At 75.1% G+C, this 14,200-nt stretch carries 10 protein-coding genes; 8 read left to right on the plus strand and 2 right to left on the minus strand.

Features of this window, described 5'->3' with window-relative positions:
* Window positions 1-72: 72 nt before the first annotated feature.
* Together CCE01nite_RS09405 and CCE01nite_RS09410 are read right to left on the minus strand one after the other, a co-directional pair.
* Window positions 73-780: a hypothetical protein gene (locus CCE01nite_RS09405; protein WP_141372242.1), complete on the minus strand. Its 708-nt coding sequence runs from the start codon at window positions 778-780 to the stop codon at window positions 73-75.
* Window positions 781-783: 3 nt separating this feature from the next.
* Window positions 784-1,452, minus strand: a complete 669-nt coding sequence (locus CCE01nite_RS09410) for a TetR/AcrR family transcriptional regulator (RefSeq protein WP_170223961.1) — start codon at window positions 1,450-1,452, stop codon at window positions 784-786.
* 193 nt (window positions 1,453-1,645) lie between these two features.
* Between CCE01nite_RS09410 and CCE01nite_RS09420 the strand changes: the two genes are divergently transcribed.
* The 8 genes from CCE01nite_RS09420 (at window position 1,646) to msrB (ending at window position 14,133) form a co-directional block, all read left to right on the plus strand.
* Entirely contained in the window at window positions 1,646-4,594 is a 2,949-nt protein-coding gene (locus CCE01nite_RS09420; protein WP_174774686.1) for an MMPL family transporter, read from the plus strand.
* A 4-nt stretch (window positions 4,595-4,598) separates the two neighbouring features.
* Window positions 4,599-6,959: a YhgE/Pip domain-containing protein gene (locus tag CCE01nite_RS09425; protein ID WP_141372244.1), complete on the plus strand. Its 2,361-nt coding sequence runs from the start codon at window positions 4,599-4,601 to the stop codon at window positions 6,957-6,959.
* A 146-nt stretch (window positions 6,960-7,105) separates the two neighbouring features.
* The gene (locus tag CCE01nite_RS09430; RefSeq protein ID WP_052104522.1) at window positions 7,106-8,161 is read left to right on the plus strand and encodes a Fic family protein; all 1,056 of its coding nucleotides are present in this window, start codon (window positions 7,106-7,108) and stop codon (window positions 8,159-8,161) included.
* 123 nt (window positions 8,162-8,284) lie between these two features.
* Window positions 8,285-8,914, plus strand: a complete 630-nt coding sequence (locus CCE01nite_RS09435) for a DUF488 domain-containing protein (protein ID WP_034635422.1) — start codon at window positions 8,285-8,287, stop codon at window positions 8,912-8,914.
* A 39-nt stretch (window positions 8,915-8,953) separates the two neighbouring features.
* The gene (gene gdhA, locus CCE01nite_RS09440; RefSeq protein ID WP_034635425.1) at window positions 8,954-10,291 is read left to right on the plus strand and encodes an NADP-specific glutamate dehydrogenase; all 1,338 of its coding nucleotides are present in this window, start codon (window positions 8,954-8,956) and stop codon (window positions 10,289-10,291) included.
* Window positions 10,292-10,368: 77 nt separating this feature from the next.
* The gene (locus CCE01nite_RS09445; RefSeq protein ID WP_084143002.1) at window positions 10,369-12,564 is read left to right on the plus strand and encodes a putative bifunctional diguanylate cyclase/phosphodiesterase; all 2,196 of its coding nucleotides are present in this window, start codon (window positions 10,369-10,371) and stop codon (window positions 12,562-12,564) included.
* A gap of 114 nt (window positions 12,565-12,678) precedes the next feature.
* A complete protein-coding gene (locus CCE01nite_RS09450) occupies window positions 12,679-13,584 on the plus strand; it encodes a diguanylate cyclase domain-containing protein (RefSeq protein ID WP_141372245.1) in 906 nt (301 codons plus the stop codon).
* Window positions 13,585-13,689: 105 nt separating this feature from the next.
* The gene (gene msrB / locus CCE01nite_RS09455; protein WP_034635428.1) at window positions 13,690-14,133 is read left to right on the plus strand and encodes a peptide-methionine (R)-S-oxide reductase MsrB; all 444 of its coding nucleotides are present in this window, start codon (window positions 13,690-13,692) and stop codon (window positions 14,131-14,133) included.
* The last annotated feature ends 67 nt before the right edge of the window (window positions 14,134-14,200 follow it).

Consider the following 14,200-nt stretch of genomic DNA (forward strand, 5'->3'; position numbering starts at 1 on the left):
GCGACACCCCGCCGATCTCTCCACACGGAGCTACCGGACCGCGCGGTTGCGCTCGGCTCCGGGACGCCGCCGTCAGCGGAACGCCGACGGCGGCGCACCGACCTCCGCGAGCGGGCGGTGCGAGCGGGCCCGGCGGCGGGCGCCGACCACGAGCGCGACGACGAGGCTCACGGCCGCGACGGCGAGCGCGACCTGCGTGCGCGTGGTGCTCCCCGGCGTCTCGCCGTCGACCCACAGCCACGCGACGCCGAGCGGCAGCATCCCGGCGACCGCCCACACGAGCCGCTCCCCGACGCCGGGCGGGCGCAGGGGCACCGTCGGGTCGGCGGTGCGCCGGCGGCGGGCGCCGAGGTCGACGAGCCCCGGGGTGGGGGAGCGGTCGACCGGGACGCGGGCGAGCGCCTCGCGCAGCAGCACGGAGTCGGGCTGGCGCAGCGCGATCTCGACCCGCCGGCCGTCCGGGTCGCGCGTCAGCAGCACGTGCGCGTCGCCCACGCGGTCGCGGAGCTTCGAGGGGCGGTCGCCCTCGACGTGCAGGCGGCCCGGGGACTGCGCGAACCCGCCGCGGCCGGTCAGGTGGGGGACGCCGTCGCTCACGACGACGTGAACGCGGCGGAACCGCTGCGGGTAGGGGTCGTCGCCGCGCACGTGCCCGTCGAAGCGCCTCCACTCCCCGGCGTCGAGCCGCCGGCGGACGTACCGCCGGTGCAGCGCGAGCACCGCGAGCCCGAGCGCGAGGCCGACGAGCTGCCAGCCGAGGTCCGCGAGGGAGTAGTCCATGCGTCAGGCGGTCTTCGGGCGGGTCACGACGAGCAGCGCCCGGGCGAGGGCGAGGCGGGGGACGTCGCGCTCGTCGGCTGTCGTGCCGCCGAGGACCGCGCTCTGCTCGGCGTCGACCTGGACCGCGCACAGCAGCCGGACGGCGGCGCGGGGGTCCAGCACGAACTCGCGCCCGGCGCTGTCGATCGCGCGCTGCACGATCGGGACGAGCGCGGCCTCGAAGCGCTCCTGGTAGGCGAGGTAGTCGGCGGCGACGGCGGGGTCGCGCATCGCGAGCAGCAGGAACTCGCTCGAGACCAGGGTCCACGTGCGGTTGTCGAACGGGCCGACGAGGAACTCCAGGACGAGGTCGCCGATGACGTGCTCGTCGAGCTCGCCCGAGAGGTCGAGCGTCGGGAGGAGCGTGTCGACCCGCTCGTCGAGCGCCGTGAGCCGGAGGCCGTGCTCACGCTCCATGAGCGCGAAGAACAGCTCCTCCTTCGACGTGAAGTTGGAGTAGAACGCGCCGCGCGTGAAGCCGGCGCGCTCGCAGACCTGCTCGACGCTCGCGGCGTGCACGCCCTGCTCGGCGAAGACCTCGTAGGCCGCGTCGAGCAGGCGTTCGCGGGTCCGGCCGCGGCGCGGGGTCCCGGAGGCGGCGACGACGGGTCGCTCCGGCGTGCTGGTGGCCACGGCACCTCCTTCTGGGCTGGACCCTAGCGAACCGGACGGGGTGGGTCGGACGGGACGGCGGGTGATCCCGGTTGCCGATGCATCACTGTATCGGATACGTTTCCGTATTGGATACATCGGCGTATCGCGCTGCTCCGCACCACGTCGCTCATCACGCTGACCCAGCCGACTGGCTGCCTTCCCCGGAGGCCCTGTGTCCTCGTACCTGTACCGGCTCGGGCGCGACGTCTACCGCGCCCGCCGCCGGGTCGCCGCCCTGTGGCTCGTGGTCGTCCTGCTCGCCGGCGCCGGCGCCGCGCTGTTCAACCAGGGCACCGACAACACCTTCTCGATCCCGGGGACCGAGGCCGGCGAGGCGCTCGACCAGCTCAGCCGCACGTTCCCGCAGGTGAGCGGCACCTCGGCGCGCTACGTCGTCGTCGCGCCGGAGGGCTCGGACGTCGACGACCCCGCCGTCGCGCAGGCCGTCGGTGACGCGGTCGAGGTGCTCGGCGACGTCGACGGGGTCGCCGCCGTCACCGACCCCTACGGCACGGACGTGACCGGCTCGGTGTCCGACGATCGCCGCGCGCTCGTGCTCGTCGTGCAGATGGACGGGTCGAGCGAGTCCGTCGGCGAGAGCGCGCTGACCGCGCTCGAGGACGTCGAGGTCGACCTGGCCGAGGCGCTGCCCGCCGGGTCCGAGGCCGCGCTCGGCGGCGAGCTGTTCGCCAACGAGGTGCCGGTCGCGTCGGTCACCGAGGCGCTCGGCGTCGTCGTCGCGCTCGTCGTGCTCGTGATCACCTTCGGGTCGTTCCTCGCCGCGGGGCTGCCGCTGCTCACCGCGCTGCTCGGCGTCGCGCTCTCGATGGCCGGCATCTACCTCGCGACGATCGTCGCGCCCATCTCCTCGACGACCCCGCTGCTCGCGCTCATGCTCGGGCTCGCCGTCGGGATCGACTACGCGCTGTTCATCATCTCGCGGCACCAGGGCCAGCTGAAGGCCGGCATGGACCCCGAGGAGTCCGCGGCGCGCGCGCTCGCGACCGCCGGGTCCGCCGTCGTCTTCGCGGGGCTGACCGTGATGATCGCGCTCGTCGGGCTCGCCGTCGCGCGCATCCCGTTCCTCACCACGATGGGCGTCGCCGCGGCGTGCGCCGTCGGGGTCGCGGTCGTCATCGCGTTGACCCTGACCCCCGCGCTGCTCGGGTTCGCGGGGGAGCGGCTGCGGCCGGGGTACCGCGCGCAGCGGCGGGCGGCGCGGCGCGCGACGCGGGCGCAGGTGCAGGCGCCGCAGGGCGAGCGTGGAGGCGTGGGTGGCGAGTCGGCTCGCGGGGCGGACGACGCCGGCGCGGCGCGGGGAGCGCACGCCGGCGGCACCCCGGTGGCCGGCGCACCGAGCGGCACGCACGCCGCGGGAGCGCACGCCGCGGGCACGCACGCCGCGGGAGCGCACGCGCACGACGCGGTCGTCGCCCCCGTGGCCGAGAACCGCTTCTTCGCCGGGTGGGTGCGTGCCGTCACGCGTGTCCCGGCGCTGACCGTCGTGCTCGTCGTGCTCGGGCTCGGCGCGCTCTCGGTGCCGGCGCTCGACCTGCGGCTCGCGCTGCCCGATGCCGGGTCGCAGCCGGAGGGCACCCCGGCGCGCGAGACGTACGACCTGCTCACCGAGCACTTCGGGCCCGGGTACAACGGCCCGCTCATCGTGACCGGGACGATCGTCGGCTCGACCGACCCGCTCGGGCTGATGGCGGACCTCCAGGCCGAGATCGAGCAGCTCGACGGCGTCGCCGCGGTCCCCCTCGCGACCCCCAACCAGAACGCCGACACCGGCATCATCCAGGTGATCCCCGAGGGCGGCCCCGACTCCGACGCGACCAAGGCGCTCGTGCAGGAGATCCGCGACGCGCACGACGACCTCCAGGAGCGCTACGGCGTCGACCTCGCCGTCACGGGCGTCACGGCCGTCGGCATCGACATCTCCGCGCGGCTCGGCGCGGCGCTGGTGCCGTTCGGGCTGCTCGTCGTCGGGCTCTCGTTCGTGCTGCTCACGATGGTGTTCCGGTCGCTGTGGGTCCCGCTCAAGGCGACCCTCGGGTACCTGCTCTCGGTCGGGGCGTCGTTCGGCGTCGTCGCGCTCGTGTTCGAGCACGGCGTCGCGGCGGACCTGCTCGGGGTCGGGCGGCTCGGGCCCGTCATCAGCTTCATGCCGATCGTGCTCATGGGCGTGCTGTTCGGGCTCGCGATGGACTACGAGGTGTTCCTCGTCTCGCGGATGCGCGAGGACTACGTGCACGGCGGCGACGCGCGCGAGGCCGTGCGGACCGGGTTCGTCGCGTCGGCCGTGGTCGTCACTGCTGCCGCGGTCATCATGTTCTCGGTCTTCGCGGCGTTCGTGCCCGAGGGTGACGTCAACATCAAGCCCATCGCGCTCGGCCTCGCCGTCGGGGTGTTCGTCGACGCGTTCGTCGTCCGCATGACGCTCGTGCCCGCGGTGCTGCACCTGCTCGGCGACCGCGCGTGGCACATGCCGCGCTGGCTCGACCGCGTCCTGCCGTCGTTCGACGTCGAGGGCGAGGGCCTGACGCGGGAGATCGCGCTCGCGGACTGGCCCGAGCCGGGCGCGACCGACGCCGTGGCCGCGCAGGGCCTGCGCCTCGACGCCCCCGACGGCACCCCGATCTACTCAGGCGTCGACCTGCGCGTCCCGCAGGACGGCCTGCTCGTCGTGCACGGGCCCCACCGCAGCGGCCGGACCGCGCTGCTGCTCACGCTCGCCGGCCGGGCCCACGCCGACGCCGGCGTGCTCAAGGTCGACGGGCTCGTCGCCCCCGAGCGGGCCTCCACCATCCGGGGCCGGGTCGCCGTGGCGTCGCTGGCCCGGGCCGTCGACCCCGTCGGCGAGCTGCGCGAGGCGTTCGCGTCCCGCGCGGTCGTCGTCGTGGTCGACGACCTCGACGCCGTCGGTGACCCCGTGCTGCGCCGCGACGTGCGGGCGTGCGTCGAGGAGGCGCTGCGCCAGGCGCGCGTCGACGGCCGCCGCCTCACGCTCGTCGCCAGCTGCCTCGACCCCGCCGACCTCGACGGCCTGCTCCCCGAGACGCCCGGCGGCCGCGTCGCCGTGCGCGTCGCCGCTGCTCCCGACCTCGTGAAGGTGCGTTGATCGCATGGCACTCACTTCTCCCTCGCTGCTGCGCCCCGAGCGCGCCCGGACGTCGGGACGCGCCACGTGGGTCACCGTGCTCGGGCTCGTCCTCGTGCCCCTCGTCGTCGGCGGCCTGCTCACCTGGGCGCTGTGGAAGCCCACCGAGCGGCTGGACCGCATGCATGCCGCGATCGTCAACCTCGACAAGGCCGTCGAGGTCGACGGGCAGACGGTCCCGCTCGGGCGGCAGCTCGCGTCGGCGCTCGTCACGTCCGACGGGGCGTCCGCAGATGCGGAGGGCGACGGCGCCGCTGCCGACGGCACCGCTGCAGACGGGGGCGCCGCGGGCGTCGCGAACGCGGTCGACGACGGCACCGACACGACCGGCGTCGCGAACGTCTCCGGCTCCGACTCGTCGGGCAACTTCACGTGGGTCCTCACCGACACCGACGACGCCGAGCAGGGGCTCGCCGACGGCACCTACGCGACCGTCGTCACGATCCCCGAGGACTTCTCCGCCGCGGCCACGTCGTTCGGCGGCGAGGCCGGCGACGCCGTGCAGGCGCGCATCGACATCGCGACGAGCGAGCGCTCGCGGCTCGTCGACGCCGCCGTCGCGCAGGCCGTCACCACGACAGCCGTCGGGCTGCTCAACGACCAGCTCACCACGACCTACCTCGACAACGTGCTCGTCGGCTTCACGACGCTGCACGACTCGCTCGGCGAGGCCGCGTCCGGCGCCGACCAGCTCGCGTCGGGTGCCGGGCAGCTCGGCACGGGCGCGACGCAGGTCGCCGACGGGACGACCGCGCTCGCCGACGGCGTCGGGCAGCTCGGCGACGGCGCGGACGCGCTCGCGGGCGGGATCGGGCAGCTCGGTACCGGTGCGGGGCAGCTCGCCGGGGGCGTCGGGCAGCTCGCCACGGGCGCGGGGGAGCTGTCGAGCGGGCTCTCGCGGCTCGCGCAGGAGACGCGGGCGTCGGCGCAGGCTGCGGCGGGGTCGGCACCGCAGGTCGCGCAGCTGACGCAGGGGGCGGACGCGCTCGCAGGAGGGGTCGGCCGTGTCGGTGCCGGTGCTGCCTCGCTCGCCGACGCCGCGGCCGGGAACCAGAGCCTGGTCGACGGCGCGCTTCAGCAGATCGGTGTGCTCGCCTCCGCGTGCGCGGGAAGCAGGGCGACGCCCGACGAGGCCGCGGCGGCTGACGCCGCGTGCCAGGCGGTCGTCGGCTACACGACGGCGCAGCGGGCGCCGGACGAGAGCGGCCCCGGCGGCTTCCCGACGCTCGCCTTCTCGGCGAAGGGTCTCGCGACCGGGTCCGTAGGCCTCCGGGACGGCGTCACTGGTGGCGACCAGTCGCTCGTTGCTGGGGCTACCCAGCTCGCCGCCGGCGTCCGCGGCCTCGCCGGCGGCGTCACGGCGTCCGCGTCGGGCCTCGGCACACTCGCCGACTACCTCGACCAGTCCGCCCAGGGCGCCGCGCAGCTCGCGTCGGGCGCCCGCACGGCGGCGGGCGGCGCACGCGACCTCGCGAGCGGCGCCCGGACCGCCGCGGGCGGCGCGCGCGAGCTCGCCTCCGGCGCGGACGACGCCGCCGCGGGTGCCGGCGAGCTCGCCTCGGGCGCGGGCCAGGTCGCGTCGGGCGCGGCCGAGCTGTCGTCCGGTGCGGGTGAGCTCGCGTCGGGTCTCGGCGAGGCGGGCGAGCAGGTGCCGTCCTACACCGACGAGGAGGCCGCGACGCTCGCGGACGTCGTCGCGACGCCGGTCGCCGCGCGGGCCGCCGACGACGGCGCGCTGTTCGGCGACACGAGCGTGCCGTGGCTCGCGGCGCTCGCGCTGTGGCTCGGGGGGCTCGCGACGTTCGTCGTGCTCGCCGCCGTGCCGCACCGCTCGCTCGGCTCGACGCGCTCGTCGGTCCGGCTCGCGCTCGGCGCGTTCGCGCCGGGCGCGCTCGTCGGCGCCGTCCAGGGCCTCGCCGTCGGCGGGATCATGGCGTTCGCGCTCGACCTGTCGCCGGCCGGCTGGACGGCGTTCTTCGCGGTCGCGGTCCTCGCCGGGGTCGCGTTCGCGGCGGTCAACCAGGGCCTCGTCGCGGTGCTCGGCGGGGTCGGCCGGTTCGCGTCGGTCGTGATCGCGGTCGTCGGGCTCGCCGGTGCCGTCGTCTCGACCGTCCCGGCGCTCGTCGAGCACGTGTTCGCCGCGCTGCCGCTCTCCGCGGCGCTCGACGGGCTGCAGGGCGTCGTGACCGGCCAGGGCGGCGCGGGCGGTGCGATCGCGGCGCTGCTCGTGTGGGCGCTCGCGGGGCTCGCGGCGTCGACCGCCGCGGTGGCCCGGCGCCGTGTGGTGCCGGCTGGGCAGCTCGCACGGTGGGTACGTGCGGCGTGACGTCACGGGTGCCCGCCGCGCCCGCCTGAGCACGCACGCCGTGGCCCGCCGGGCGGGTCGGCCGCTGGTCACGTGACGCCAACCACACCGCTAATCCGCTCATGTCGGCGTCTTGTTAGCATGTTTAGCGGAAGGTGGCGGGATCCGTGGAGTCGTTCGCCGACCTCGACCGGCTCATCGGTGCGGTCCCGTTCGCGATCGTCAACGACCTTCGCACCATCGACACCGGGCGCGGCAGCGAAGCCCTCTACCGCGACAAGCTTCCCCAGCTCCTGACGAGCTTGGCGCACCGTGCGCGCGTCGCCAGCATCGAGGCGTCGTCCGCCATCGAAGGCGTCGTCGTTGACGATCGTGCGCGCGCCGCGGAGATCGTCTCCGGTCGCGCCACCACGCTCCACACCCGCAGCGAGCAAGAGCTCGCGGGGTACCGTGCGGCCCTGGACTACCTGTACCAGGAACAGTGGCAGCCCATGAACACCGGACTCGTCCTCCACCTGCACCGGTTGCTGTTCGGTTACACCGCGGTGTCCGGGGGCGCGTTCAAGGACACGGACAACATCGTCGTGGACCGCCTGCCGGACGGTACGCGAGTCAAACGGTTCACCCCGGTCTCGGCACGGCAGACCCCCCACCACGTGGACGAGCTCGTGCAGCGCTACCGGACCGCCACGGCCGCGAACCGGCACCACCCTGCCCTGCTCGTCGGCCTGTTCGCGCTGGACCTGCTGACGATCCACCCGTTCCCCGACGGCAACGGACGCATCGCCCGTGCGCTGACCAACGCTCTCCTGCAGGACGTCGGCTACGAGGTCACGCGTTACGTCTCCCTCGAGACGTCCGTGGCGCGATCGGCGGACGCGTACTACGCCGCACTCCTCGCCTCGACGCACGGCTGGCACGACGGTGCACACGACCCCTGGCCCTGGCTGCGCGACTTCACGCGCACGCTCGCGAGCTCGTACGAGGAGCTGGCGACTCTGACGTCGTCCGCGCGCAGCGGAGGGTCCAAGCAGGACCGGGTCCGGACCCACGTCCTCGAGCACGCAGCGAGCACGTTCAAGATCTCCGACGTCCGTGCTGCTCTGCCCGGGGTCTCCGACCCGACGATCCGGCTCGCGCTCGCCCAGCTACGGGCAGAGGGTCTTGTCGAGGTCGACGGTGCGGGGCGCAGTGCCACGTGGAAGCGGCTCTCTCGCAGCTGACGAGGCCGCGCGCGGCGGTCGGGTCGGCGTGCGAGGCTGGCGGGGACCGAGCCGCAGGACGCACGAGGAGGAGCTGTGCTGGGCCCGCCACCGCCCGGAGCGCCTTCGACGGGCCGCCCGCTCATGACCTTCGGCCATGGGACCACCGGGCAGGACGAGATCCTGACCGTGCTGCACGGCGCGGACGTCAGTCTGCTCGTCGACGTCCGGCGCTTCCCCGGCAGCCGCCGGAACCCGCACGTCGCCCGCGACGAGCTCGCGCGCTGGCTGCCTGAGGCGGGGATCGACTACCGCTGGGAGCCTCGGCTCGGTGGCCGGCGGACCGTCGCTGCTGCGTCGCGCGCGGCCGCCGCCGAGGGCGGGGGAGCAGAGGCCGCGGACGGTCCGCACGGACCGGCCGGCGCCGACGACGACCCCGGCGACCCGTGGTGGCGCGTCGAGGCGTTCCGCGCCTACGCCGCGCACACCCGCACCGACGAGTTCCGCGGCGGCATGGCGGACCTGCTCGACGACGTCGCCCGCGGCCCCCGCGCGACCGTGGTGATGTGCAGCGAGACGGTGTGGTGGCGCTGCCACCGGCGGCTGGTCAGCGACGTCGCGGTGCTCCTGCACGGCGTGCCCGTCGAGCACCTCGGCCACGACGGCCGGCGCACCCCGCACCGGCCGCCGGAGGGTGCCCGGGTGACGGAGGCCGGGCTGCGGTACGACGGGCCCGCGGGGGACGACACGGGGTCCGACGGCCGTCCCGCGTAACCTGTCGACCGACAGGAACAGGCGAACCGAGGAGTGGGCGTGGACAGCGCGCTGGAACCGATCTACGCGCAGGTGCTGCGCCGCAACCCCGGGGAGGCGGAGTTCCACCAGGCCGTCCGCGAGGTCTTCGACACCCTCGGCCCCGTGGTCCGCGCGCACCCGCAGTACACCGAGGGCGCGGTGCTGGAGCGCCTGTGCGAGCCCGAGCGGCAGATCATCTTCCGGGTGCCGTGGGTCGACGACGCCGGGCGCGTGCAGATCAACCGCGGCTTCCGCGTGGAGTACAGCTCCGCGCTCGGCCCGTACAAGGGTGGCCTGCGGTTCCACCCGTCGGTGTACCTGGGCATCGTCAAGTTCCTGGGCTTCGAGCAGATCATCAAGAACGCGCTCAGCGGGATGCCGATCGGCGGCGGCAAGGGCGGCGCCGACTTCGACCCGCGCGGCCGCTCCGACGGCGAGGTCATGCGGTTCTGCCAGTCGTTCATGACGGAGCTGTACCGCCACATCGGCGAGCACACCGACGTCCCCGCGGGCGACATCGGCGTCGGCGCCCGCGAGATCGGCTACCTGTTCGGCCAGTACAAGCGGATCACCAACCGCTACGAGTCGGGGGTGCTGACCGGCAAGGGCCTCACCTGGGGCGGCTCGCTCGTGCGCACCGAGGCCACCGGCTACGGGACCGTGCTGTTCGCCGAGCAGATGCTCGCGACGCGCGGCGCGGCGTTCGACGGCCTGCGGGTGGCGGTGTCGGGCGCCGGCAACGTCGCTACCTACGCGATCCAGAAGGCCCAGTCGCTCGGCGCCCGCGTCGTGACGTTCTCCGACTCCTCGGGCTACGTGGTCGACGAGGCCGGCATCGACCTGGAGCTGCTCCGCCAGGTCAAGGAGGTCGAGCGCGGCCGCGCCGCCGACTACGTGGCCCGCCGCCCGGGGGCCCGGCTCGTCGAGGGCGGGAGCGTGTGGGACGTGCCCGTCGACGTCGCGCTGCCGTGCGCGACGCAGAACGAGCTCACGGTCGACGACGCCCGCACGCTGCTGACGAACGGCGTCCGGGCCGTCGCCGAGGGCGCGAACATGCCGACGACGCCCGACGCCGTGCAGCTCCTCCAGGAGGGCGGCGTGCTGTTCGGCCCCGGCAAGGCCGCGAACGCCGGGGGCGTCGCGACGTCCGCGCTCGAGATGCAGCAGAACGCGTCGCGCGACTCGTGGACGTTCCCGCACACCGAGGAGCGGCTCGCCGAGATCATGGTCGCGATCCACGACCGCTGCGCCGCGACGGCCGAGGAGTTCGGGGCGCCCGGCAACTACGTGCTCGGCGCGAACATCGCCGGGTTCCGCCGGGTCGCGGACGCGATGCTCGCGCTCGGCGTCATCTGAGCGAGCGGGCCGCGGGTGGTCCCGGGCCGGACGCGCGTCGTGCTGTGCGGCCGCCGCGGACGTGCGAGTCTCGTGACATGACTGGGGGGGTCACCGCAGGGTCGACGGCCGCCGCGCCCGGGGCAGAGGGCCGACCGGGCGACGCGTCCGGGGAGGGCGTGCCCGCAGGCGCTGCGCCCCAGGCGCCTCCGGCGGCCGACGCGTACGCCGCCCTGCTCGAGGACGGCACCGACGCCGTCATCCGCACCGACGCGACCGGCGCGATCGTCGCGGCCAACGCCGCCGCCCGCCGGCTGCTCGGGCGGGACCAGGCCGAGCTTCGGCGCGCGGGTCTCGGCGGGGTGCTCGACCCCGCGGACGAGCGTTGGGGGCCGGCCCTCGTCGAGCGCGCCGCGACGGGCTGGTTCCGCGGCGAGCTCCGCGCGCGGCGCCCCGACGGGTCGACGGTCACCGTCGACCTCACCTCGACGCTGACCGGGGACGGCGGTGCGGTCGCGCTCCTGCGCACCGCGTCCGACGGCGCCCCGGCGCTCCAGAGCGCCGATGACCTGCGGCGCGCGGCCGAGGCCGTCATCGACACGCTCGAGTCGGTCAGCGACGCCTACTTCGCGGTCGACGAGGACTGGACCATCACCTACATGAACCGCAACGCCGAGCTCGTCGCGCGCGTCGACCGGTTCGAGCTCGTCGGACGCGGGTTCTGGGACGTGTTCCCCTCGACCCGAGGGACGGTCTTCGAGGAGCGGTACCGGCGCGTGATGAGCACCGGGGAGCCCGAGGAGTTCGAGGGACGTCACGAGGCGTCGGACCTGTGGGTCGAGGTCCGCGCGTACCCGCTCCCGGGTGGGGGCCTCGCCTCGTACTCGCGGGACGTCACCGAGCGGCACGTCGCGCAGCGGGAGCGCGAGGAGCTGCTCGCGCGGGAACGTGCCGCCCGCGCGGCGGCCGAGGCGGCGCAGCGGGAGCTCACCGCGCAGGCGACGCACGACAACGTGACGGGCCTGCTCAACCGGTGGGGGCTGCTGCGCGAGCTGCGGGCCACGACCCCGGGCAGCGGCGGCGTCGTGCTCATGTTCCTCGACCTCGACCGGTTCAAGCTCATCAACGACACGTTCGGGCACGTCGCCGGGGACCAGGTGCTCGCGGCGGTCGCCGAGCGGCTGCGGCGGCTCGTGGGACCCGACGACCTCCTCGCGAGGTTCGGCGGCGACGAGTTCGTCGTCGTCCTGCGCAGCGCGTCGGTCCGGCGTGCCGAGGACCTCGCCCGGCGCCTCGTCGCGGCGGCGGAGGACCCGATCCCCGTCGGGCACACGCTCCTGCCGCTCACGACGAGCATCGGCCTCGCGGCCGCCGACGACGCCTCGGCGGTCGACACGCTGCTGCGCGAGGCGGACGCGGCGCTGCACCGGGTCAAGGCCGAGGGGCGCGACGGCTTCGCCTGGTTCGACGAGGCGCTGCACCGGCGGGACGTCGTGCGCGTCGAGACCGAGCGCGACCTGCGGCGCTCGCTGCGCACCGGGGACGCGCTGACGCTGCACTTCCAGCCGGCGTTCGCGCTCGACAGCACCGAGATCACGCACATCGAGGCGCTGGCCCGGTGGGACAGCCCGGGTCGCGGGCCCGTGCCGCCCGCCGAGTTCATCCCGGTCGCCGAGGAGTCGGGGCTCATCCTCGCGGTCGGGGAGCGCGTCCTCGCGTGCGCCGTCCGGCAGGTCGCGCTGTGGCCGGACGCGGCGTCGGCACGCGTGTGGGTCAACGTCTCCCCGCGCCAGCTGGCCGTGCCCGGCCTGGCGGACACCCTCCTGCGCCACCTGGACGCGTGGCACGTGGCACCCGGACGCCTCGGCATCGAGGTCACCGAGTCCACGATGGACGACGGGCGGCTCGTCGCCCAGCTCGAGGAGGTCCGGCGCCTGGGGGTCGCGGTCGCGATCGACGACTTCGGCACCGGGTACAGCTCGCTGTCCCGGCTCGCCGGCGCGCCCGTGGACGTCATCAAGATCGACCGCTCCTTCGTCGCCGCGGGGTGCACGCCCAAGGGGCGGGCGCTCCTCGAGGGGATCGTCACGCTCGCGCACGCGATCGGCGCGTACGTGATCGCCGAGGGCATCGAGACGCCGCAGCAGCTCGACGCGATCGCCGCGGTCGGTGCGGACGCCGCAGCCGGCTTCCTCCTCGCGCGACCGCAGCCCGCGACCGCGGTCTCGTGGCGCAGCGCCTACCCCCTCCCGCGGAGCGGCGGTGCGACGGTCGCCCCGGCCGGGCCGCGCTGACGGCACGTCCGCCGTGACCGCGGCCTGCGTCGGTCGCTATGGTCGAGCGGTCACGACAGTGACCACGTCGTTGGGGGGCGGTCGTGCGAGGAGCTCGACGGACGGGTGCGTCCGGTGCCTGAGGCCGGTGCCGCGCGCACGACGGAGGACCTGCTGAGCTTCTGCGTCGCGGCCGCGGACGCGCCCATCACCATCGCGGACGCCCGCGAGGCGGACCACCCCCTCGTCTACGTCAACCGGGCGTTCGAGGTCATGACCGGCTTCGCGGCGCGGGACGTGCTCGGGCGCAACGCACGGTTCCTGCAGGGGGCCGCGACCGACCGCGCCGCCGTGCACGCGATGGGTGCCGGCCTGCGCTCCGGGCAGTTCACGCGCGTCCGGCTGCTCAACTACCGCGCGGACGGCACCTCGTTCTGGAACGACGTCCACATCTCGGCCGCGCGCGACGGCACCGGCACGGTCACGCACTTCATGGGCGTCCAGCACGACGTGACCCCCGAGGTCGAGGCCCAGACGCGCGCCGTCCAGGCGATGACCCGCGACCCGCTCACGGGCCTGCTCAACCGCGCGGGGTTCGACGACGCGATGCACCGGGCGCTCGAGCGTGCGACCAGGACCGGCGCGGCGGCCGCGGTGCTGTTCCTCGACATCGACGCGTTCAAGGCCGTCAACGACGTGCACGGCCACCTCGTCGGCGACGTCTACCTCACGCACGCGGCCCACTGCCTGCAGAACCGGCTCCGCGAGCACGACGTCGTCGGGCGGCGCGGGGGCGACGAGTTCGTCGCGCTCCTCGTCGACGTCCCGGGCGACCCGGCGCACGCCGTCGACCGGGTCGTCGCCGACCTCGACGCGGCGCTGCGCGAGCCGTTCACCGTCGACGACGTCGTGCACCGGATGACCGTGAGCATCGGCGCGGCCGTCTGCCCGCGCGACGGGACGACGGCGCGCGACCTCGTCCGACACGCCGACGCGGCGATGTACCAGCGCAAGCGGGAGCGGGCCGCCGGGCGGGCCTGACGCCAGGGCGCCGTCCGGGCGGGTCTCGTGCGGCGCGGGCACAGATCGCGGCGGCGCAGCGTTGTGCAGGTCGACGGGTGAACCCCGCGACGACGAGGAGGGCGCATGACGAGCACGCCGACCGACGGCACGAGCCGCTACGAGGTCAGCAGGAGCGACGACGAGTGGCAGCTGCTGCTCCAGCCGCAGGAGTTCGCGGTGCTGCGCCGCGCCGGGACCGAGCGCCCCTGGACGGGTGAGCTGCTCGACGAGAAGCGCGAGGGCGTCTACCGCTGTCGCGCGTGCAGCCAGGAGCTGTTCCGCTCCGACACCAAGTTCGACTCGCACTGCGGGTGGCCGAGCTTCTTCTCGCCGCTCGCGGGGGACCGGGTCGAGCTGATCACCGACCGCACGCTCGGGATGGTGCGCACCGAGGTCCGCTGCTCGCGGTGCGGCTCGCACCTCGGGCACGTGTTCGACGACGCGCCGCAGACCCCGACGGGCGACCGGTTCTGCATGAACTCGGTGAGCCTGACGTTCGAGCCCGCCGCCCCGGAGCAGCAGGCCTGACGACCGCCGCTGACGGCCCCCTGCGCCGAGCAGGGGGCCGTCGCTGCGCCCCGGGGACGACGCGAGG

Source organism: Cellulomonas cellasea (assembly GCF_006538745.1).
GTDB classification, from domain to species: Bacteria; Actinomycetota; Actinomycetes; order Actinomycetales; family Cellulomonadaceae; genus Cellulomonas_A; species Cellulomonas_A cellasea.